Here is a 21,839-nt window from a genome sequence, read left to right as displayed (position 1 = left end):
GTTGGCGCCGCCTGCGCTCGGCGGGAAGCCCCGGTGGGCGTCGTCTCGCTCGTCAGTGGGAGGCCGTGCGCCCGTGTCGTCCTTTTCCCGTCATTGGCGGGAAAAGGACGACGCATCTTCTTTTCAGGATATTTCTGGACCTGTCATGGTGCGGGGGAGTCGATCAAGCATGCGATCCCGCAAGGAGGACCATGACTCGCCACCGATGGCGACACCCGTCGATCGGGCTGTCAGCGCTGGGACTGGCGCTGACGACCGGGATGGCCGTGGCGCCGACGCCGTCACCGTCCCCAGGACCGTCGGCCTCCAGCCAGACCCGCCTCGCGGCCCCGCCCGCGCTGCCCGGCCAGGACGCGGAGAAGATCACTCTGATCACCGGGGACGTGGTCTCCTTCAGCACCGCCCCCGACGGAACCCCGCGTCACCAGGTGAAACCTGCCCCACGCCCCGGCAGCGCCCCGGTGTCCTTCTTCTCCGTACGCGACCGCGACGCCTACTACGTCTTCCCGTCGGACGTGATGGGCCTGGTGGCGTCCGGCCGCATGGACAGGGGCCTGTTCGACGTCGCCTACCTGGCGCGCAACGGCTACACCGACCGGGAGAGCGCGAGCCTGCCCCTGATCCTGCAGTACGGCCGGGCCAAGCAGGCGGCGAACGCGTTGTCGGCGCAGGCCGACGCCCTCCCGGCCACCTCCGCCCCGCGCGGGCTGCCCAGCGTGGACGGCGCCGCGGTCAAGGTCGAGAAGAAGGCCGCCGGACAGTTCTGGACGTCCGTCGAGCCTCCGCAGGCCGCCAGGAGCGCCACCCTCGGCAGCGGCCTGTCGAAGGTGTGGCTGGACCGCAAGGTCGGGGCCCTGCTCGACAAGAGCGTCCCGCAGATCGGCGCCCCGGAGGCGTGGGCCGCCGGGTTCAAGGGCGACGGCGTCAAGGTCGCCGTCCTCGACACCGGCATCGACACCGGCCACCCCGACGTCGCCGACCGCGTCACGGCCACCGCGAACTTCACCGCCGAGCCGAGCGTGCAGGACGAGCATGGGCACGGCACCCACGTCGCCTCGACCATCGCCGGCACCGGGGCCGCGTCGAACGGCAAGTACACCGGTGTCGCGCCGAACGCCTCGCTGCTCATCGGCAAGGTCCTCGACAAGACCGGCCACGGCGAGGCGTCCACGATCATCGCCGGCATGGAGTGGGCGGTCGCCCAGCAGGCCAGGGTGATCAGCATCAGCATCGGCGTGTGCTGCGCCGGGCAGGACGACCCGATGACGCAGGCGGTCGACAACCTGAGCGCCGGGTCGGACTCCCTGTTCGTCATCGCCGCGGGCAACGACGGCGGCAGCCGGAAGATCAACACGCCGGGGTCGGCCGCGTCCGCCCTGACCGTCGGCGCGGTCGACGGCGAGGAGAAGCTCGCCCCCTTCTCCAGCAGGGGCCCGGTGCTGGCCGGCTACGGGCTCAAGCCCGACCTCGTCGCCCCCGGTGTGGACATCGCCGCGGCCCGCGCGGCGGGAACCTCTTTGGGGACGCCCGTGGACGACCGGTACACCAGCGCGTCCGGCACCTCGATGGCCACCCCGCACGTCGCGGGCGCCGCGGTGCTGCTGGCCCAGCAGCACCCGGACTGGACCGCCGCCCAGCTGAAGGCCGTCCTCGTCAGCACCGCCCGTGACGACGGGCACGCCACCTACGAGCAGGGCTCCGGGCGGGTGGACGTGGCCCGCGCCGTCCGGCAGACGGTGCACGGGTCGGGCAACGTCGACTTCGGCCTGCTGGCGCACCCGCAGCACGGCCCGGCCACCAGGACGCTCACCTACACCAACGACGGCGACCGGCCGGTGACGCTCACCCTGCGCTCCGGCGTCTCGGCCCACCTGGGAACCGCGCCCGCGCGCACCCTGTCCCTGGACCGCGACACCGTCACCGTCCCGGCGCACGGCAGCGCGCCCGTCGCCGTCACCTTCGACCCGTCGGGCCCCGCCACCTGGTACGAGGGGTTCGTGCGGGCCGCCGACGCGAGCGGCGCCGTCACGGTGAACACCGCAGTCGGCGCGTTCGTCGAGCCCAAGAAGCTCACACTGCGGACACGGATGGTCTTCCCGGACGGCGCGACCGACCTCGCGCCGATCCCCTGGGTGGTCACCAGAACCGACGACCGCGACGACCTCGACTTCGCGTACTACCCGGACAACGGCGCCGAGTCCGAGATCCAGGTCTACCCCGGCAGCTACAGCGTGACCTCCGCGGTCACCTGGCGGGGCACGGACGGTGAGTGGAACATGTCCCTGCCGACCCAGCCGGAGTTCACGGCGTCCAAGGACACCACCATCACCCTCGACCTGCGTACCGCGCGGAAGGCCACGCAGCGCACCCCGCGGCCGACCGAGGTCTTCACCTCGCAGTACTTCTCCGAGCGTGAGGCCGCGAACGGCGTCGGCTCCCTCCGCGCCGAGACGGCCTACCCCACGTACGGCCTGCACAACTACTGGATGCTGCCCACGCGCAAGGTCACCCAGGGAACCTTCGACCTCGCCGGCCAGTTCCTGCGGGGAGCCCCCGTCATCAGCATGACGGCCGACGGGCGCGCCCTGCACCCCCGCTACCAGGCCCTCACGGCCGCAATCCCCAAGCTGGACGGCCGCCGCGCCATCGCGCTGGTGTCCGGAGGCCGCGGCCAGGCCGCCGACCTCACCGCCGCGAACGTGCGCGGCAAGCTGGTCCTGCTCGACCTGAGCGACCTCTGCCCGACGACCGCCTGCACGGGCGACGCCCTCGACCGGGTCCAGGCCGCGGCGAGCGCGGGGGCCGTGGGCGTGCTCGGCTACGGCGCCGTCCACCGGGCCTTCCTCGACCCGTCCGGGTACTGGCCGGCCTACCCCGTCCCGACCATGAGCCTGCCGGCCGAGGAGGGCCGCGCCCTGGCCGCCGCGCTAGCCGGGCGGCCGGTGACCGTCCAGACCGAGGGCGTCGCGAACAGCCCGTACGTGTACGCGCTGCTCTTCCACGAGCGCGGACGCGTTCCCAGTGACCTGGACTACGAGGTCGGCAAGCGGAACCTCTACGAGATCACGGACCGCTTCCACGCCGACCGTCCCGCCCTCGCCACGGTCAGATGGGACACGGGAATCCTGACCCGCCCGGGGACGATGGACGAGACGCTCCGCATCGAGCACGCCTGGCGCGTGCCGAGCACCGTCACCGAGTACGTCGGCCCGGTCTCGCCGGACGTGGTGTGGAGCCGCGTCACGAACCTCCTCCTCGACGGCGACGGGCTGCGCCAGGGGATGACGGCGACCGCCATGGACGTCTACCCGTCCGTGGGCGCGAAGACCGACAACTGGGGAGCCCAGCCGCGAGTGCCCGGGACCCCGGTCCTGTCGCGCGAGACCTTCGCCAGCGGCGGCACCACCTGTTTCGACTGCCGTACCGGCGACACCCTCATGGCGACGCTGCCCGTCATGGGCGCCGGACCGAACCTTCAGGAGGCCTTCACCTACAACGCGAACTTCTACGCGCAGTACGGCGGCAAGGACGAACTGCACCTCTACCGTGACGGCCAGGAGATCCCCCTGGTCAGCGACGGGGTCGACGCCGGCCAGGTCATGATCGTCATGCCCAGGTTCGCCCTGCCTGCAGCGGAGTCGACGTACCGGCTGACCGACACGTTCCACACCCCCAACCCGCTGCAGCTGTACGCCCGGGACGTGTCGACCGCCTGGACGTTCCGTTCGAAGCGCCCGACCGGCGGGATGCAGTCCAGCAGCGACGGGCTCTGCCTCGGCTGGATGTTCACCCAGACCGTGGGGCCGTGTGAGCCTGTCCGCAAGCTCAATCTCCGCTACGACCTCGGGCTGGACCTGGACAACCGGGCGCCGGCGGGCAGGGCGCACCGGATCACGGTCACCGGCTACCAGGGTTCCTACGACCGGCCCGACGCCAAGCTCGCCGACCTCAAGCTCTGGGTCACCTTCGACGACGGCGCCCACTGGAAGGCGGTCGCCACGTCCAGGAAGGACGCCACCTCACGGAGCGCGACCATCGAGCATCCGCCGACGGCGGGCGCCAACGGCACCGTGGGCCTGCGCGTCCAGGCCGTGGACGCCGAGGGCAACACTGTCGACCAGACGATCAGCCGCGCCTACGGCCTCAGATAGCACCGCGAATCCGGCGGGAGCCCGTCTCACGGGCTCCCGCCGTGGCGTGTGGCGTGTGGCGCGTGGCTCGCTTCGGCCGGGCTCCGCGCGTGGCGGGCCCGGAGCTGTCACTCCCGGGCGCCGCCCAGGGCGTCCATCGGGCGGGAGAGGAGCGCAGCGGCAGGTGGGGGCCGGACGTGCCATCGGGCGGGCGGCCTCCGTTGACACCGTGTGTGCCGCCGCGTAAAGATACGGTCGTCCGTACAACCGAGGTGGAACCATGACCGACTGGGAGCGCCGGCTGGCCCTCGATCCGTCAGCCGCCGTGCCGCTCTACTACCAGCTGCGCGAGCGGCTGCGGGCGGTCATCCGCGACTGCGAGCCCGACACGCAGATCCCGGCGGAGAAGGACCTCATGCTCTACGCGGGCGTGAGCAGGGCGACGGCGCGCCGGGCGATCGGCGACCTCGTCCAGGAAGGTCTGCTGGTGGCCAGGCAGGGCAGCGGCACCTACACCGCGCCGCTGGCCGTCGCACCCGAACTGGGCGCCCGCCCGGCCGGTTTCACCGAGACGATGGCGAGGCTCGGCCGCAGGCCCACGACGCAGGTGCTGAAGGCGCGCCTGCAGCCGGCGGGCGCCGACGTCGCCGTCCCGCTCGGCCTGCGAGAAGGGCAGGAGGTCGTCTTCGTCGAGCGGCTGCGGCTGCTGGAGGGCGCGCCCTGCGTCGTGGAGAGCGCCCACCTGCCCGCCGAGCTGGTCCCCGGCATCCTCGGCGAGGACCTGACCGGCTCGCTCTACGACCTGCTCCGCACGAAGTACGGCCTGACGCCCGCGAGCGGCAGGGAGACGATCGGCGCGGTCAACGCCGACTACCGGCTCGCCGAGCTGCTGCGCGTGCCCATCGCCGCGGCCCTGCTGGCCACCACCCGCAGCACGAGGACGGAGAGCGGGGTGGCGCTCGAGTACACCATCCGCCACGCGCGTGGCGACTTCGCCGTGTTCTCCGTGGAGCTCAACGACGCCGAGAACGTCCTGATGGGCCAGTGAGCGGGCATGGCGTCCAGCCCGGACGGCATCGGATTCGACGGTTGACGGGGTGACGGGATGAGCGCGTTCGGCACATGGACCACCGCGTGCGGGCTGCCCGCCTTCGCCTACACGATGGATCAGGAGCGGGATCCGCGCGCGGAGTGGGACCCGTCCTCGACCCGCCCACCCGGCGGCACTTCGTCCATCTGGGGAATCGGCGGATCACGCTGGTCGCCGACAACTACGGGCTGAGCGACCTCTTCGACGAGCACACGGGGCTGCGGTGGCTCACGCGGGGTACGGGCGTCACCCGGGTCGGCGCGCTTTCTACCGATATTTCGTGATCGGAGCGGATATTCGGGCCGACGTTCGCGATCACCCGAGTGGTGGCGGCAGATGTCCCTGGCCGCGCACACGGCCGCCTACCCGGACGTCTGGGAGGGGACGCTGTCCGGGCCGGACGCCTACCTGGCGCCCGAGACCGACCGTCCCGGCCGCACCTGGGACCTGGCCGAGGTCGGCGTCGCCATGCAGGCGTACCCGGTCGCCAACCTGCACAGCCACTCCCAGCCGCTGCTGGCCTACCTGCGACTGCTCGGCGTCGACCCGTTGCGCACCGACCCGTTGCGCACGGACGGACCGGGCGCCGCCGCCCGGTCCGCGCCGCGTGCCTGGTTCTCGTCGCGCGTACTGACCGTGGGGGTGTGATCAAGGTTGTCCGGATGACCGGAACTATCGCTTCACACCGGCGGATGCCCATGGTTGGATCAAGGGCATGGAGCACGTCCCCTCCTCCGCGGAGATGCTCGGCTGGATCGAGACCATCGTGTCGCGGGGGGTCCGGCGGCCCGGCTACCCCGCCGATGCCTGGACGGAGCGCTGGCTGGCCGAGCGGCTGACCGGGTTCGGGCTCGACGTGTCGCTCGAACCGGTGGAGCTGACCCGCTGGCAGCCGGGCGCAGGAGTCCTGCGGCTGGACGACGGGGCCGAGTTCACAGGGCAGCCGGTGCCGTTCACCGCTCCGGCCGCCGGCCTGCGGGGCAGGATCGCGACGCTCGGCGAGGCCCGGCCGGGCGACCTCGTGGTCGACGAACTGGCCTTCACCGAGCTGCCGCAGTCGTACGTCAAGACGCTGGCGACGTCGGCCTACGATCCGGAGGGGGTCTTCGACACCCTCGTCCAGACGATCCCGTTCGGGCCCCGGATGATGGAGGTCGTCGAGCCCGCGCTGGCCGCGGGCGCCGCCGGGTTCGTCGGGGCGCTGACGGGCCTGCCGTGGGAGACGTGCGACTACTACGTGCCCTATGACGCGGTCGAGCGGCCGATTCCCGGTCTGTGGCTGACGGGGGCCGACGGCAGGCGGCTCCTCGCCCGGCTGCCCTGCGCGGGTGAGCTGGTCGTCCAGTCGGTCCGCGACAGGGTGACCAGCCACAACGTGGTCGCCACGCTGCCGGGCAACTCGCCGCACCTCGTCATCGTCGCCTCACACCACGACGGGCCGTGGGCGTCGGCCGTGGAGGACGCCTCCGGCGTCGCGCTCGTGCTGGCCGCCGCCCGTCACTGGGCGCGGGTGCCGGTCGAGGCGCGTCCGCACAACCTGATGTTCCTGTTCACCGCGGGGCACATGGCGCACGCGGCGGGCACCAGGGCGTTCATCGAGCGGCACCGCTCGGCGCTGGCCGACGTCGTGCTGGAGGTGCATCTGGAGCACGCCGCGCTGCGGTGCGAGCCCGTCGGCGGCAGGCTGGCGCCGACCGCGGACCCGGAGGTCAGATGGTGGTTCACCAGCCGGGCCCCGCGGCTGGAAGGGCTGGTCGCCGCGACGCTGGAGGCGGAGGGGCTGCGCAGGTCCTTCGTGCTGCCGCCCGACGTGTTCTCGCCGATGCCGCCCACCGACGGCGCGTTCTTCCACCCGGAGGGGGTGCCGCTGGTGCACTTCCTGTCGGCGCCGATGTACCTGTTCGACTCGGCCGACACGCTGGACAAGGTCGACGTGGCGGGGCTTGAGCCGCTGGCCCGCGCGGCCGTCCGCATCGTGGCGGGCACCGCCGGATGGTCGCCCGCCACGCTACGACAGCGGCGGGACGGCTGACATCCCCGCGAGGTCACGGAGGTGGCGGGGCGTCGGACGTCCGCAGGTGCTCGCGCGCCTCCTCGACCGAGCGTGCGATGCCCCGCGCGTCGCTCGCCTCGGCGAGCGCGCCCGCCTCCTCGACCAGCGCCAGCGCGTCGTCGCGGCGGCCCTGACCGGCGGCGATGTAGGCGAGCCCGACGAGGTTCGCGGCCACGCCCGGCAGGAAGCCCAGCTCCCTGCGCAGCCGCGCCGACTCCTCCAGCCGCTCGCGCGCCGTCTCCAGCCGCCCGGCGACGTGCGCCGCGATACCCAGGTGACGCAGCGCGTAGGAGACCGTCAGCAGGTCGCCGGCCTGGGCGGCCAGCTCGCGGGAGCGGTCGAGCACGGGCACCGCGGCGTCGTGGTCGTGCCGCACCACCTGGTGGAAGGCGCCGATCCAGAACAGCGCCTCGGCCTCGCCGCGCTCGTCGCCGAGCCGCTGGTAGAGCCGGGCCGCACGCTCGAACGCGGCCAGCTCGCCGGGGTCCTCCTGCTGCCCTTCGAGGAAGCGCGCGTGCGCGATCCGGCCCCGGGCCAGGGCGAGGTCGGCCTCGACCGCGTCCAGCTCCCGCTCGGCGGTCTCCAGCGCGCCGGCGTCGCCGCCGAAGACCGCCCGCTCGTAGAGCAGCCTGGCCTGTTCGATTCGTGAGTCCGTGCTCATGCCCGCCTCGTCCCTCGGGTTCCCGCGCGCCGGGACGCTACCGGCCCGCGGGGACGATTCTGTCGATCATGCGTGACCGTATCCTGGCGGGGATGTCCGGGGCGAAGCGTTCCAGATAGGAGTCCAGGTGGCCGGCCTCGTCCCAGAGGAAGGGCAGGTCGAACGCGAGCATCGTGCGGATCGCCAGCAGCGGGACGGGCGAGCGCAGCGGGCGGAAGTCCTGGTTCCACAGCCCCGGCTCGGCGCAGGTGGGGTGGAACTGGCCGATCATGAGCCCGTCGGAGACGTGCTCCTCCTTCAGCCGCCGCTGCAACGCGTCCAGTTCCGTGGAGTCGTCGTGGTCGAAGTCAGGAAGGATCACGATGAAGGTCAGCAGCTCCCTGCTGGCGGACGGCAACGTGGCGGCCAGCTCCTGGAACCGCGTCCGGAACGCCGACAGCACCTCGGCCGTCGAGTCGATGTCCGCCACGTCCTCCTGGACGGCCAGGTAGAACAGGTCGCGCCGCAGCGAGGGGGCGCTGAACGGGCAGACGGGCCCGTGACGGCCCAGCTCGGGATGGCCCTGGGTGAGGAACTCCCTGCTCCAGTCGAGGATCTTCCGCAGCTCGGGCAGCCGCGGGTGGTCGAAGCCCGCCGACACCTCGGCGGCGGACCACAGGCGTGGCTCAGACCTCATGCGGGTCCCGCCACATCGGACGCAACCCCGGGCCACCGGGGATGAAGATCTCGGGCCCGTGCGGCTCGAACCCGAAGCCACGCGACAGCGCCTCCCCGCCCGCGGAGCTGGCCTCCAGGTAGGCGGGGGTGCCGTCGCGGTCGCAGCTCTCCAGCATGTGCCGCATCAGCTCCGCGCCCAGGCCGCTCCGCTGCCGGTGCGGCGCCACCGCGCCGAAGCCCAGGTACAGGTGCCGGGGCGAGGCGGGGTGGTGCGCGTCCTGGAGGTCGACGATGGTCATCAGCGCGTCGGCGTACTCGCCCGCGATCTCGCGCAGGCGCTCGGCGAACTCCGCACCGGGTTCCCGCGCCCCCGGCGGGGACGAGAGCACGACCCCTTCGTGGTCGTCGGTCGTGAACACGCCGCCCTGGGAGAGCGACAGCTCGAAGAACGCCCGGAACATGTCAGGGAGGATCTGCTTGCGCCGATCGGGGTCGGGGAACGCCCAGACCGTCAGCGCGTCCCCGAAGAAGGACTCCGACAGCAGCGCGATCAGCGGCTCAGCGTCGGCACCGGTGGCCTGGCGGATGGGGACGGTGGGACTGGACAACGGGGACTCCTTCCGGTGGCGAGCCCCTCAAGCCGTTGATGCAGGTGTTCGAGGGAGTCGCCGATCTCGGGTTTGATCAGGACACTGCGCAGGATGCGGGCGTTCGGGGCGTCCGCCACGAGCCAGGGGTGGCGCTCGGTGAGGGCGTCACTGTCCACCCGCAGGGTGCTGACGTAGACGGGGTCGGGGCCGGCCATGCCGTCGCTCAGCACCCTGGCCGTCGCCTCGTCGACGCCGGCCAGGGTCGGCTCGGACGGGAAGTAGGTGACGATGTCCAGCTCGGGCGGCTGGTACAGCGTCAGATGCGGCGAGTCGCGGAGCAGGTCCGCCCAGCGCCTGGACGCCCGCAGGCCGGGCAGCAGCACCTGCCCCAGCCCTTCGCGGGTGGCGGGCAGCAGGCGGAGCGTGAGCCACAGCGCCGCCGCGGCGGCGCCCGCCCGCGAGCACTCCAGGCTGATCTCGCCGAGGTGCAGGTCGCTGGGGGTGAAGTAGGTGTAGGGGGAGTCGTGCCGGTAGTGCCTGGCCACCTGGGGGTCGCGGAACAGCACGGCGCCGCACCCGTAGGGCTGCAGCCCGTGCTTGTGCGGGTCGACCACGACCGAGTCGCAGAACGCGATCGCGTCCCACGGGCGGCGGTCGAACAGCCCCTCGCCCGCCAGCAGCGTGAAGAACCCCCCGTAGGCGGCGTCCACGTGCAGGCGCACGCCGAACCGGGCCTTCAGCGCGAGCGCCTCGTGGACGGGGTCGACCGCGCCGGTGCCGGTCGTCCCCGCCGTCAGCACGACGGTCCCGATGCGCTCGTGGCGCAGCAGGTCCTCCAGCGCGTCGAGGTCCATCCGGCCGTGCCGGTCGACGGGCACGGCGTGCCCCTCCACCCCGAGCACGCGGCACATCCGCGCGTGGGTGAAGTGGCTGTCGGCGCTGTAGGCGACGCCCGCGCCGGGGTGGCTCTCGCGGGCGACGTACAGCGCCTCGAGGTTGCCCATCGTCCCGCTGGTCGTGAGGTGCCCGAGGTGCCGACGGAAGCCGAACATGGCGGCCAGCTCGGCGATCACCTCGCGCTCCATGTCGGCCGTGGCGGGGCCGCCCTCGCGGGCGTGGTTGTTCGGGTTGACGAGCATCGCGGCGAGGTAGCCGACCACCGCCGCCGGGTGCGGCGGCTTGACCATCTGCCCCACGTAGCTCGGGTGGAAGAACGGGTAGTTGTCGCGCAGACGCTTGGTGAGGTCCGCGAAGGCCGCGCCGAACCGCTCGTCGTCCACGTGGTGCGACGGGTGCGGGGTGAACGGGGCGAACTCCGCGGCCCACTCGCCGGACGCCTGGACCGCGCGGGTCAACCAGTGCTGGAGGTCCATCGCGCTCAGCCCACCCGTTCCAGGACGGGCGTGGCCAGGCCGAGGTGGGCCTTCCTGCGCTCGTCCTCCTCGGGGGTGAGCTGCACGCGGGCCATGGCGACTCGCAGGATGGGCGGCGCGATGACCGAGGTGATGACCGCGACCAGGATGATGATGGTGAACACCTCGGTGCTGATGACACCCAGGCGCAGGCCGACCATGGCGACGATGACCTCGACGACGCCGCGGGCGTTCATCCCCGCGCCCAGGGCCAGCGCCTCCCACTTGTTCAGGCGGCTGGTGAGGGCGCCCAGGTAGGCGCCGGCGAACTTGCCGGCGATGGCGATGGCCAGGATGAGCACGGCGAGGCCCAGGACGTCCGGCCTGGCCAGCGCGGTGAGGTCCATGCGCAGGCCGGCGGTGGCGAAGAAGATCGGGGCGAGCACCGCGAGGACGACCGTGCGCAGCGGCGCGAGCCTGGCCGGGTCGGGCCTGCCCGACGCGCTGATGAGCACGCCCATGACGAAGGCGCCGAAGATGGGTTCGAGGCCGAGCGCGTGGCTGCCCGCGGAGGCGAGCAGGATCAGCACGACCGTGCTCGCGATCGTCGGGACGGCGTCCGCGGAGCGTGCCGCCAGCTGGTAGACCTTGCGCACCAGCGGGCGGCCGATGACGGCGGCGAAGAGGAGCACGCCGGCCAGGTAGGCCAGCGACAGCAGCACGTTGCCGGTGTGCAGGCCGGTGGTGGCCATGGCCGACACGACCGAGAGCATCAGCCAGCCGAAGGCGTCGTCCACCATGCCCGCCGTCAGCGTCAGCTGGCCGATGTTGCGGTGCATGAGGTTCATGTCGATGAGGGTCTTCGCGATCACCGGGATCGCGCTGACGCACATGGCGACGCCGAGGAAGAGGGCGAACACCGTCTGGTCCTTGCCTCCGGTGAACGCCTGCGGCAGCAGCAGGCCGGTGGCGACGCCCAGGCCGAGCGGGATCACCAGCCCGAACCCGCTGACCTTCACGGCCGCCGCGCCTTGCTTGCGGATCAGCTTCGTGTCCAGGTGCGCGCCGGTGATGCCGACCAGCAGCAGCACGCCGATCTGGCCCACCGCGTCCAGCAGGTGGAACTGCTCGGCCTCGTGCGGGATCAGCCACGCTGACAGGTCGGGGGAGACCTGGAAGAACAGCGAGGGGCCGAGCAGGACGCCGGCGGTCAGTTCGCCGACCACCGCGGGCAGCTTCAGCCGCACCGCGAGCCGGCCCAGGGCGAGTGCCAGCAGGAGCAGCACCCCGATCTGCAGCAGGAGAAGGAGCAGCGCGTGCGCTCCTATCGGTGCAATGGGAGCCATGGAATCAACCTCTCCACTCGGGTGACCGAGAGCCAGGCTGCCATCGGCCACGCGGTTTTCCACCGAGGAGATGACCGAAGTCATTGTGGAAAGGCCCTCTAGCACCGCTCTGAATCCGCGTTGAGCGGGCCTCCACCGGCCGTCGCGATACTGGCCGACAAGCGCCCGTTGAAGATGGGGGAAGCCATGCAGGACCCACAGCCCCTGCTCGGCCGAGGGCCCGAGATCGAGCTGCTGGACAGGCTCATCGGCGACGTGGAGGAGAGCCGCTCCGCTGTGGTGATCGTCGAAGGAGGGGCGGGATCGGGGAAGACCGCCCTGCTCAACCATGTGGTCGCCGCCACCAGGCGGAAACGGCTCCGGGTGCTGTTCGCCTCCGGCGGTCGCCGGCGCCCGCAGCCCGTCCTCGGCGCCGTGTGCGAGCTCCTCCAACTGCAGCAGCCGCCACCCGTTCCGGACTCCGGGAGGGACGATGTGTACGCCGTCCTGTACGAGCAGGTCCGCCAGGTCACCGAGGAGGGGCCGCTGGTGCTCGTCGTCGACGACGTGCACCGCGTCGACGACCTTTCGCTCGGCTGGCTGGCTCACCTGGCGCGGAGGTTATCCAGCATCCCGGTACTGCTGGTGGTTTCCGTCCCGATAGGGGAGCTGCCTGCGTCGCGGCAGGCCTATGACGAGCTGCGCAACACGCTCAACCACACCGAGATCCACCTGAACCCGCTGGGTCAGGAAGAGGTCGGCCGCCTCCTGGACAGGTACCGGCCGACGCCGGCCAGCCCGCAGTTCACCGCGCTGTGCTGGCGGCTGACGGGCGGCAACCCGCGGTTCGCGCACGACCTGGCCCGCCAGCTCAACCTGGAGGGCATCGGCACCGACGACGAGTCCGCGGGGCTGCTCCCCGGGCTGGCGCCGCCGCGCATCGCGCGCTACATCTCCGACAGGCTCACCCGCCACTCGGCCCATTCGCTGACCGTCGCCCAGGTCCTCGCCGTCCTCGACGGCGACGCCAGGCCGACCCTGGTCAAGGAGCTGTGCGGCATCGAGGACACGGAGTGCGCCAACACCATCCAGTCGCTCACCGAGCTGGGCCTGCTGCGCGCCGGAGGCACCATCGCGTTCGTCCACCCGATCGTGCGCACGGCGCTGTACCGCTGCATGCGCGCCGAGGAGCGCAACCGCTACCACCTCGCCGCCGCGAAGCTCCTGGCCGCGCGGGACGCCGACGCGCCGCTCACCGGACGGCACCTGCTCGCCACCGGCCCCACCACCGCCCCGGAGATCACCGACCTGCTCTGCGACGTGGCCGTCCGGCTCACCTCGATGGGCTACCTGGAGCAGGCCACGGCCTGCATGCAGCGGGCGATCAGCAACTCGCTCTCGCCCGCGCACCGGGTGAAGCTGACGCTGCAGCTGGGCGTCGCGCTCAGCGGGCACGACCACCACGCCTCGATCAAGCACCTCAGGAACGCCAGCACCGGGGTCAGGACGGCGGCGGAGCACGCGCTCATCGGGCAGCATCTCGCGCTCGCCACGGCGGCGCTGGGCGACCTCGACGGCGCGATCGCCGTGCTGGACGAGCACGTCGAGCTGATCGACCGGCTCGACCCGCCGCTCAGCGAGCGGCTGCGAGGCTACCGGCTGATCCTGAGCATGCTGAGCGGGTCGCGGCCCCAGGAGCCGATCACGGCCGCCGACGACGGCGGCACCCGGGCGGCGCTGGCGGCCCGGCTGGCCTGGGCGGGCGACGACCTCGACCGGTCGGCGGCCGAGGCCGGGGCGGCGCTCGCGACCGACCGGCTGATCGAGGCGGGCTCGCTGGTGACCAGCTTCGGCCTGCTGCCGCTGCTGTACGCCGACCGGCTCGACACGGTCGAACGGCACCTGCTCGACGCCGAGCAGCACGCGCCGCCCGTCCAGGTGCCCGAGCTGGCCGCGATCAGGTCGCACGCCGCGCTGCGCAGAGGGGACGTCGGGCAGGCGGAGGCCGCCGCGCGCACCGCGGTCGACGCCGTCGCCGACGGGCTGCCCGAGCCGATGATCTTCCATCATCTCGGGGTGCTCATCGACGTGCTCCTGGAGCGCGGCGAGCACGAGCAGGCCGACGAGCTGCTGCGGCAGGCCGGGCTGCCCAACGAGCTGCCGCTCACCTGGCGGTACAACCACCTGCTCGGCAGCAGGGGGCGGCTGCGGATCGCGTGCGGGCACGTCCGGGCGGGGGTCGACGACCTGCTCGCCTGCGGTGAGCGGCTGGCCCGCTGGGGGGTGTCCAACCCGGCGGTCAGCGACTGGCGCTCGCACGCGGCGATCGCCCTGGACCGGCTCGGCGAGCGGGAGCGGGCGCTGGCCCTGGCGCGCGAGCAGGTCCGGGCCGCCCGGTCGTGGCCGGCGGGGAGGTCCCTCGGCATCAGCCTGAGGGCCCTGGCCATGCTCACGTCCGACCCGGACAGGCGGGTGGCGATGCTGCGTGAGTCCGTCGAGATCCTGGAGCGGTCGCCCGCCGCGCTGGAGCTGGGCCGCAGCGTCGTCGGTCTCGGCACCGCGCTCGCGGACGCGAACCAGGAGGTCGAGGCCCGCGACATGCTGCGGCGCGGGCTGGACCTCGGCCAGCACTGCGGCGGCACCGCGCTCGCCGACCACGCGCACGCCGAGCTGCTCAAGCACGGCGCACGCCCGCGCAGGCGGGCGCAGACGGGGTGGGACTCGCTGACGCCCGCCGAGATCAGGGTCGCCGAGCTGGTCGTGGACGGGAAGAAGAACAGGGAGATCGCGCAGCTGCTGTTCGTCTCGCAGCGGACGGTCGAGCTGCACCTGACGAGCATCTACCGGAAGCTGAACGTCTCCAACCGGGCCGAGCTGGTCAAAGCCGGCTGAACGCCGCCGCCGGCGTCCCGCTCTTCGGGGGAGGGGGCGGTGGCGCTCTACGGGGCCGGTTGGGCGCCGCCGCCTTGCCGGGCGGCGGCTCACGCGTCAGGTGCGGCTGTGGGCCGCCGCGTCGCGGGCGGCGGCCCGTCCGTCGGGTGCGGTTGTGGGCCGCCGCGTCGCGGGCGGCGGCCCGTCCGTCAGGCCCGGCTGAGGACCGCCGCGTTGCGCTCGTCGCGGCGCTCGACGAAGCGGCTCGCCTGGACGTCGAGCTGCCCGAGGAACGACGCGAGCTCCTCCCGCGCCGCCTCTCCGCGGGGGGACAGGCCGGTGCGCTCGAAGACCTGCCAGTGCCGCAGGATCGGCATGATGACCTTGTCCAGGTGCAGCCGCAGGTCGTAGATGCCGCCCTGGGCGATCATCACGGCCATGCGGCGGAAGCCCGGCTGCCCGGCCCCCGGCATCTCGAAGTTCTGCACGACGTCCGTGATGGCCGCCATCGTCTCGTCGGGGGCCAGATCCAGCGCCGCGCCGACCAGGTTCCGGTAGAAGAGCATGTGCAGGTTCTCGTCGGCGGCGATACGGGCCAGGAGCTGCTCGCCGATCGGGTCCCCGGTGGCCGTGCCGGTGTTGCGGTGCGACAGCCGGGTGGCGAGCTCCTGCAGCGCCGTGTACACCACGTTCGGCAGCAGCTCGACGGGCTCGCGGGCGGGCCCCGACGACATCAGCTGCATGCGGCGGCGTTCCAGGTCCACGGGGTCCACGGCGCGCGTCACCACGAGGTAGTCGCGCAGCGTCATGGCGTGCCTGGCCTCTTCCGCCGTCCAGCGGTAGATCCACTGCCCCCACGCGCCGTCAGGCCCGAGGGCGGTGACGAGGTTGTGGTGGTAGGCGGGCAGGTTGTCCTCCGTCAGCAGGTTCACGATCAGCGAGGCGCGGGCCACAGGGTCGATCTTGGTGTCCTCGGGCCGCCAGTCCTCGCCTCCGAGGAGCGCGAAGTCGCGACCCTGGCTCCAGGGCACGTAGTCGTGCGGATGCCAGTCACGGACCACCTTGAGGTGGCGGTCCATGTTCTCGGCCACGACCGGCTCCAGCTCCCGCAGCAGGTTCACGCTCTGCTCGTGCTCCACCGTTTCCTCCTTCAGCTGGTCGGAGCTTCACAGGGGTCCGGGGCGGCGGGGACGTGGTCCCCGCCGCCGTCCGGGTCAGGCCACGCCCACCGACTGGTTCTGCTCGATGTGGTCGAGGACGGCGCCGACCGTCTCCAGGTCGGCCGCGATCTCGTCGGGGGTCGCCACGCCGAACTTCTCCTCGACGGCGACCATGATCTCCACCATCGACAGCGAGTCGATGTCCAGGTCGTCACGGAGGTGGCTGTCCGGCTGCACCTCGCCGACCGGCAGGCCGACGACCTCGCTGACGATCTCGGCGAACTCCGACAGCAGTCTTTCCTTGCTCATCTCTTTCTCCCTGCGGTTGTTTGCGATCAGTGGATTCACTCGTAGCGCCGCACGACGAGGGTGGCGTTGTGCCCGGCGAAGCCGAACGAGTTGCTCACCGCCACCCTGACGTCGTGCTGCTGGGGCTTGTGGGGGACGAAGTTCAGCCCGGTGTCCTCGGGGTCGTCGCAGTTGATGGTCGGCGGCACGTGGCCGGTGAGGATCGCCTGGACGGTCGCGATCAGCTCGACCGCTCCCGCGGCGCCGATCATGTGCCCGGTCATGGACTTCACCCCGGAGATCGGGATGTTCTCGGCGTGGGCGCCGAACACCTTGCGGATCGCCGCGGCCTCCGTCCTGTCGTTCAGCACGGTGCTCGTGCCGTGGGCGTTGATGTGGTTCACCTCGGAGGCGGGGATGCCCGCGTCGTCCAGGGCGAGTTGCATGGCCCTGCGGGCGCCCAGCCCCTCCGGGTGCGGCGCGGTGGGGTGGTAGGCGTCGCTGGTCGCGCCGTAGCCGACGACCTCGGCGAGGATCGGCGCGCCACGGCGCTCGGCCGAGTGCGCGTCCTCCAGGACGAGGGCGCCCGCGCCCGCGGCCATGACGAACCCGTCCCTGTTCTTGTCGAAGGGGCGGCTGGCCCGCTGCGGGTCGTCGTTGCGGCGCGACAGCGCCCTGGACATCGCGGTCGAGCCGATGTCGAAGGAGGTGATCGAGTTGTCGGCGCCGCCGGCGATGACCGCGTCCACGTCGCCGCGCTGGATCATCCGCATGGCCTCACCGACCGCCGAGGTGCCCGACGCGCAGGCCGTGCTGACCGCGCCGGACGGGCCGGTGGCGCCCAGCCTGAGGGCGACCTCGCCCGCGGCGCAGTCGATCGAGGTGGCCGCCGACAACCACGGCGCCAGGCCGCGGTGGCCGCGCTGGTCCAGCGTCAGCGTGCCCGACTGGACCAGCGCGGTGGGGCCGTACCCCGAGCCGATGAGGACGCCGACCCGGTGCGTGTTGGCCTCGTCAATAATGATCTTGGAGTTCTCGACCGCCTGCATGGCCGCCGCGACGGCGAACTGCGCGTACTTGTCGATGCGGCGGCTCACCGTCCGGACCATGTAGTCGAGCGGGTCGAACCCGGTCACCTCGCCGGCGATCTGCACAGGCAGCTCGCTCGCGTCGAAGGACTGGATCGGCCCCACGCCGCTGCGGCCGGCCATCAGCGAGTCCCAGAAGTCGTTGACGCTCAACCCGACCGGCGAGATGACGCCCTGCCCGGTGATGACGACACGCCGTCCGTAGGTTCTCATCAGTGTTCTCCCTCCATCTCGGTGAGATCGGCGGGCACGTCCTCGAGCCGCACCGGTATCTCGACGACGGCCACCCGGCCCGCGGCGCAGGCCTCGGCCGCCAGCCGCAGCTCCTTGTCCAGCCGGCTCTTGTCGTCCACCACGACGTGGTGCAGGCCGGGTCTGGCGCCGCCGGTCACGCCGAGGTCGCGGACGAACCTGAACCGCGAGTCCTGGCTGCCGTGCTCGAGCTGGGCCTGCAGCCAGCCGTAGCCGCCGTTGTCCAGCACCACGTACAGGACGCCGATGCCCTCGTCGATCAGGACGTCGAGGTCGGCGCCCAGCTTGCCGAAGGCGCCGTCGCCGACGAAGGCGGCCACCGCGTGGTCGGGGGCGGCGAGCTTGACCCCCGCCGCGGCGACGGCGCCGAAGCCGAGGCTCGTCTGCTCCGACGGCACGATCGAGCCGGCCTGCGCGCCGAAGCTCCAGTGCGGGTAGAAGTACGTCCACATGTCCTGCAGGCCGTTCTCCTGCACCAGGATCCGCTTGTCCGGCAGCACCTCGTCCATGACGCGCAGCAGGTCGGCGAGGTGGATGCCGGGCAGCTCGCGCACCCGGTCCCGCTCCGCCGCGACGCGGTCGGCGGCTTCGCGGCGGCCGGTCCTCGCGGTGGCGGTCCACTCGGGATCCGCCCCTTGCCCGTCCGCGGGCAGGTCCGACAGCCACGCCCGCACGGCCGCGCCGGCGTCCCCGACGACCACCGGCCCCGGCCATTCGGCCGACACCTCCGACGGCTCCAGGTTCACCTGCACGACGCGGACGCCGCGCGGGACGAATCCCGGGCCGTACGTGGCGGTCTCCTCCAGCCTGCTGCCCAGGGCCACCACCAGGTCGGCGCCGGCCCACAGCGGCTGCGTCTCCTCGGCGGCGTAGAGGCCGGACAGCCCGCAGTACAGCGGATGGTCCTCATCGACGCAGCCGCGTCCCGACGCGGTGGTGAAGATCGGCGCGCCGAGCCGTTCGGCCAGCCGCTCCACGCCGCCGTCGGCGTTCCTGTGCCGCATCCCGCCGCCGACCAGCAGCACCGGCCGGCGGGCCGCCCGCAGCGCGGCCAGCGACTCCTCCACCGCCTGCGCGTCGGGCCCGGGACGGTGCGCCCGCGGCAGCCGCCACGGGCGGTCGCGGACCACCTCGGCGTCCAGCAGGTCGGCGGGGAGCTCCAGGTAGACCGGCCCGGGCGCGCCGTTGGCCGCGACCAGGAAGGCCCGCTCGATGGCGGGGACCACGCGGTCGGGGTGGTCGACTCGGTGCGCCCACTTGACCACGGGGGCGATCATCGCCATCTGGTCGAGCTCCTGGAACGCCCCGGAACCGCGCGCCTTGGCCGCGGTGCCCGACGCGAGCACCACCATCGGCGCGCCTCCGCAGCGGGCCTCGACCAGGCCGCCGACGACGTTGGCGGCGGCCGGTCCCTTCCCGATGACGCAGACCGCGGTCTGCCCGGAGGTCAGCGCGTGCCCCGCCGCCATGAAGGCGGCGGCGCGCTGGTCGCGGCAGAGCACCATCCTGAGGCCGGTCGGCTCCATCGCCTTGAGCGGGACGAGGTCGTCGTCGGGCAGCCCGAAGACGGTCTCGACGCCGCACGCCTGGACGAAGTCGACGGCCGCGTGCCATGCACTCGGGTACGTGGTCATGGCCGGCCCGCCCTGTCGCCCGCGTACTCGGCCACGATCTGGGAGATGAGCAGCGGCCTGGCCGTCCGCTTCTTGCGGTGGGCGACGTAGTTGGCCATGATGCCGCGCCCGCCGAAGGGCAGGTTGCCGTTGTCGATGTCGAGCAGCGTCTCGCCGACGCCCACCATGTGCCGCTTGCGCAGGTGCTCGACGAGCTCGGGGGCGTCGCCGTACACCATCGCGCCCATGGCCCGGTCCTGGTAGTAGCCGGTGCCGAGCTTCTCGTACACCTGCGACAGGTCGCTGTAGGTGACGAGGTTGAACAGCGGCGCGAAGATCTCGGAGAGCGCCATCTCGTCCCGGGCGGAGCGCAGCAGCACGGTCGGCTGGATCTGCCGGGTGCGGAAGTCGATCTGGCCGCCGTAGATGATGTGGTCCGTGTTGTCCTGAAGGAACTCGGCCGCCTCGACGATCGCGCTCGGGTAGCACATCGGCCCGTAGTCGGCCTCAGGGTCGTCGTAGTCGCCGAAGGTCAGCGTCGAGAGCCGCTTGAGCAGCGCCTCGACGAACCTGGGCGCGTCGGACTCGTGGATGAAGAAGACGTCGGGGCCGAAGCAGTCCTGCCCAGAGTTGAGCATCCGGATGCGCAGGGCGTCCTCGGAGGCCACGTCGATGTCGGCGCCGGGGGCGACGATGAACGGGTTGGCGCCCTGGCCGAAGAGCATGAAGATCTGCTCGGGGCGCAGGTCGGCGCGGATGGTCTCGGCGTTCTGGTAGGTGCCGGTGAAGACGACGACGTCCGCCTCCGCCACCGGGCCCTCACGGAACTTGCGCTGGCTCAGCGAGCTCATCTCGATGGGCAGGCCGTGCACCGGCGCCAGTAACTCGTGCAGCCGCCTGGTCTGCGCGGCCACCTGCGTCGACGGGCGGGCGACGACGCTCTCCGTGTACAGCGCGGGCACCAGCAGGTACAGCACGTACGCCGTCAGCAGGACGTTGGAGGACATGAAGACCGCCATCCGGTCCACCTTCGGCGGCTCGTTGCGGACGACCTCCTCCACGGCGCCGGCGAGCGTGTGCAGCGCCCCGTCGATCTCCGCCTCGACGGACTTGTAGTCGGAGATCTCGGTGAGCACGGCCAGGACGGCGCCGGGGTCGGTGCGCAAGAAGTGCGCCACCGCCTTCAGCGCGGCCACCCGCTCGGCGAACGGGACCCTGTCCAGTCCGGCGGGCAGCGCGATGTCCTCCTCCTCGGCGGGCCGCGGCCACAGCCTGACCGGCCGGTAGACGGCGTTCTCCGCGAGCCGCCGCAGGTTCCTGACGTCGACCTTGCCCGTGCCGTTCACCGGCAGCGACGGCAGCACGACGACCTTGTTCGGGTGCTCGTAGGAGGGCAGCAGCGAGCAGATGGCGGTGCGCCAGTGCGACGCCGACGCCTCGTTCTGGTCCTCCACGAAGAAGACCAGCTGGCTGCCCTGACGCTCGTCGTCCACCGCGACGATCTTCACGGGACGGCCGCAGAACTCGGCCTTGCGCTCGATGGCCTCCAGGTAGAGGTTGTGCCCCATGCGCTGGACGGCGTGCTTGCGCCCCATCACCACCAGGTTGCCCTCGGGCGTCCAGTAGCCGAGGTCTTCGGTCGCGAACGGCTCGGCGCCGACCGGGGTGACGGTGCCGTCCTGCGCCAGGTAGCCCGCCATCAGGCTCGGCGACTCCACGAAGATCTCGCCCACCTGGCCGGGGCCGGTCGGGGAGCCGTCGCGGTCCAGGATGCGCACGTCCACGTCGGTGAGCGGGCGCCCGCACCCTCCGGGGTTCGCCGGGCTGGCCAGCGCGATGTTGCCGGCCTCGTTGCTGCCGTAGCCGTCGAGCAGCGGCCGGCTGAACGTCCGCCCGAAGCGCTCGTTCAGCGCCGGCGGCAGCGGGGCCCCGCCGGTGCAGAACATCCGCACGGAGCTCAGCTCCCTGACGGTGCCCGGCCTGCGCCGGGCCATCGCGTGCAGGGTGTGGTACGTGGACGGCGTCGCGTCGATCACGGTCGCGCCCGCCACGGCCGCCAGCCGCACGGCCAGGTCGAGCCGCTCCAGCGGCGCCACCACCAGCGAGCAGCCGACCGTCCACTGCAGGATCGCCAGCGTCAGCCCGTAGAAGTGGGAGAACGGCAGCAGCGGCATCAGCACGTCGTCCGGGCGGTAGCCCATCCGCTCGCGGGTGCGCTGCAGGTCGTTGAGGAAGGCCCGGCCCGAGCGGACGACGCCCTTGGCGGACCCGGTCGAACCCGACGACCAGGTGACAAGAGCGTCCGAGCGGGCGTGCCACGCGGAGAAGGACAGGAACTCCGTCCCCGGCTTGCGGCGGCGGGCCTCCTCGGCGAGCGAGTGCACGGCCAGCGACGGCACGCGGTCGGTGAGGTCGGCGAAGTCGTTGTCGGTGATGAGCAGCCGCGCCTTGGCGGTCGCGCTCATCCTGCGCCGCTCCGCGAGCGTCTCGCGGTGGTCCACCAGGACGATCGAGCAGTCCAGGTGCATCAGCGCCAGCAGCGCGGCGATGTACTCGGCGGAGTTGTCAGCGCTGATCACGACCCTGTCGCCGGCGGTCACCGAGCTGTCGCTGATGATCGCGGCCATGCCGAGGGCGAGTTCCTCGATCTCGATCGAGGTGTAGGTTGCGGTGGGCGTTATAACTTTTCCGGTAGTCCAGTCCACAGTC

At 72.3% G+C, this 21,839-nt stretch carries 16 protein-coding genes; 6 read left to right on the top strand and 10 right to left on the bottom strand.

Annotated features, from left to right (window positions below; all coding sequences use genetic code 11):
* The first annotated feature begins 191 nt into the window (after positions 1-191).
* From ABT294_RS37210 to ABT294_RS37190, 5 genes are all read left to right on the top strand, one after another.
* Complete coding sequence (locus ABT294_RS37210; protein ID WP_350811097.1) at positions 192-4,151, top strand: S8 family peptidase; 3,960 nt, start codon at positions 192-194, stop codon at positions 4,149-4,151.
* 259 nt (positions 4,152-4,410) lie between these two features.
* Positions 4,411-5,178: a GntR family transcriptional regulator gene (locus ABT294_RS37205; RefSeq protein ID WP_350811096.1), complete on the top strand. Its 768-nt coding sequence runs from the start codon at positions 4,411-4,413 to the stop codon at positions 5,176-5,178.
* A 143-nt stretch (positions 5,179-5,321) separates the two neighbouring features.
* Positions 5,322-5,504 (top strand): hypothetical protein, encoded by a 183-nt coding sequence (locus tag ABT294_RS37200; protein WP_350811095.1) that lies wholly within the window; start codon positions 5,322-5,324, stop codon positions 5,502-5,504.
* A gap of 52 nt (positions 5,505-5,556) precedes the next feature.
* Entirely contained in the window at positions 5,557-5,868 is a 312-nt protein-coding gene (locus ABT294_RS37195; protein WP_350811094.1) for a hypothetical protein, read from the top strand.
* Positions 5,869-5,935: 67 nt separating this feature from the next.
* On the top strand, positions 5,936-7,252 hold the full coding sequence (locus ABT294_RS37190; protein WP_350811093.1) for a M28 family peptidase: 1,317 nt from the start codon (positions 5,936-5,938) through the stop codon (positions 7,250-7,252).
* 13 nt (positions 7,253-7,265) lie between these two features.
* Here the strand turns inward: ABT294_RS37190 and ABT294_RS37185 are convergent, their stop codons facing one another.
* From ABT294_RS37185 to ABT294_RS37165, 5 genes are read right to left on the bottom strand one after another with little or no spacing between them, the layout of a single operon-like run.
* Complete coding sequence (locus ABT294_RS37185) at positions 7,266-7,934, bottom strand: tetratricopeptide repeat protein (RefSeq protein WP_350811092.1); 669 nt, start codon at positions 7,932-7,934, stop codon at positions 7,266-7,268.
* A gap of 37 nt (positions 7,935-7,971) precedes the next feature.
* Positions 7,972-8,610, bottom strand: a complete 639-nt coding sequence (locus ABT294_RS37180) for a DUF6875 domain-containing protein (protein WP_350811091.1) — start codon at positions 8,608-8,610, stop codon at positions 7,972-7,974.
* Positions 8,600-9,199 carry a GNAT family N-acetyltransferase gene (locus ABT294_RS37175; protein ID WP_350811090.1) on the bottom strand — a complete coding sequence of 200 codons (600 nt, stop codon included), beginning with the start codon at positions 9,197-9,199 and terminating at the stop codon, positions 8,600-8,602. The genes ABT294_RS37180 and ABT294_RS37175 overlap by 11 nt, the downstream gene beginning before the upstream one ends.
* Complete coding sequence (locus ABT294_RS37170; protein ID WP_350811089.1) at positions 9,142-10,554, bottom strand: pyridoxal phosphate-dependent decarboxylase family protein; 1,413 nt, start codon at positions 10,552-10,554, stop codon at positions 9,142-9,144. Before ABT294_RS37170 ends, ABT294_RS37175 begins: the two co-directional genes overlap by 58 nt.
* 5 nt (positions 10,555-10,559) lie before the next feature.
* Complete coding sequence (locus tag ABT294_RS37165; protein ID WP_350811088.1) at positions 10,560-11,879, bottom strand: cation:proton antiporter; 1,320 nt, start codon at positions 11,877-11,879, stop codon at positions 10,560-10,562.
* Positions 11,880-12,065: 186 nt separating this feature from the next.
* Here ABT294_RS37165 and ABT294_RS37160 point away from each other — a divergent pair, with 186 nt between their 5' ends.
* On the top strand, positions 12,066-14,750 hold the full coding sequence (locus tag ABT294_RS37160; RefSeq protein WP_350811087.1) for a LuxR C-terminal-related transcriptional regulator: 2,685 nt from the start codon (positions 12,066-12,068) through the stop codon (positions 14,748-14,750).
* Between the two features lie 188 nt (positions 14,751-14,938).
* On the opposite strand, the gene ABT294_RS37155 is transcribed toward ABT294_RS37160, so the two are convergent.
* The 5 genes from ABT294_RS37155 to ABT294_RS37135 form a co-directional block, all read right to left on the bottom strand.
* Positions 14,939-15,868, bottom strand: a complete 930-nt coding sequence (locus ABT294_RS37155) for an acyl-ACP desaturase (RefSeq protein WP_350811086.1) — start codon at positions 15,866-15,868, stop codon at positions 14,939-14,941.
* A 75-nt stretch (positions 15,869-15,943) separates the two neighbouring features.
* On the bottom strand, positions 15,944-16,198 hold the full coding sequence (locus ABT294_RS37150; protein WP_350811085.1) for an acyl carrier protein: 255 nt from the start codon (positions 16,196-16,198) through the stop codon (positions 15,944-15,946).
* Positions 16,199-16,233: 35 nt separating this feature from the next.
* Positions 16,234-17,478 (bottom strand): beta-ketoacyl-ACP synthase II, encoded by a 1,245-nt coding sequence (fabF, locus tag ABT294_RS37145; RefSeq protein WP_350811084.1) that lies wholly within the window; start codon positions 17,476-17,478, stop codon positions 16,234-16,236.
* The gene (locus tag ABT294_RS37140) at positions 17,478-19,151 is read right to left on the bottom strand and encodes a thiamine pyrophosphate-binding protein (RefSeq protein ID WP_350811083.1); all 1,674 of its coding nucleotides are present in this window, start codon (positions 19,149-19,151) and stop codon (positions 17,478-17,480) included. Before ABT294_RS37140 ends, fabF begins: the two co-directional genes overlap by 1 nt.
* Positions 19,148-21,835 carry an aldehyde dehydrogenase family protein gene (locus ABT294_RS37135; RefSeq protein ID WP_350811082.1) on the bottom strand — a complete coding sequence of 896 codons (2,688 nt, stop codon included), beginning with the start codon at positions 21,833-21,835 and terminating at the stop codon, positions 19,148-19,150. The genes ABT294_RS37140 and ABT294_RS37135 overlap by 4 nt, the downstream gene beginning before the upstream one ends.
* Positions 21,836-21,839: the final 4 nt, after the last annotated feature.

It is taken from the genome of Nonomuraea sp. NPDC000554, from assembly GCF_040300065.1.
Classification (GTDB): Bacteria; Actinomycetota; Actinomycetes; order Streptosporangiales; family Streptosporangiaceae; genus Nonomuraea.
This window is presented reverse-complemented; position numbering and strand designations above follow the sequence as displayed.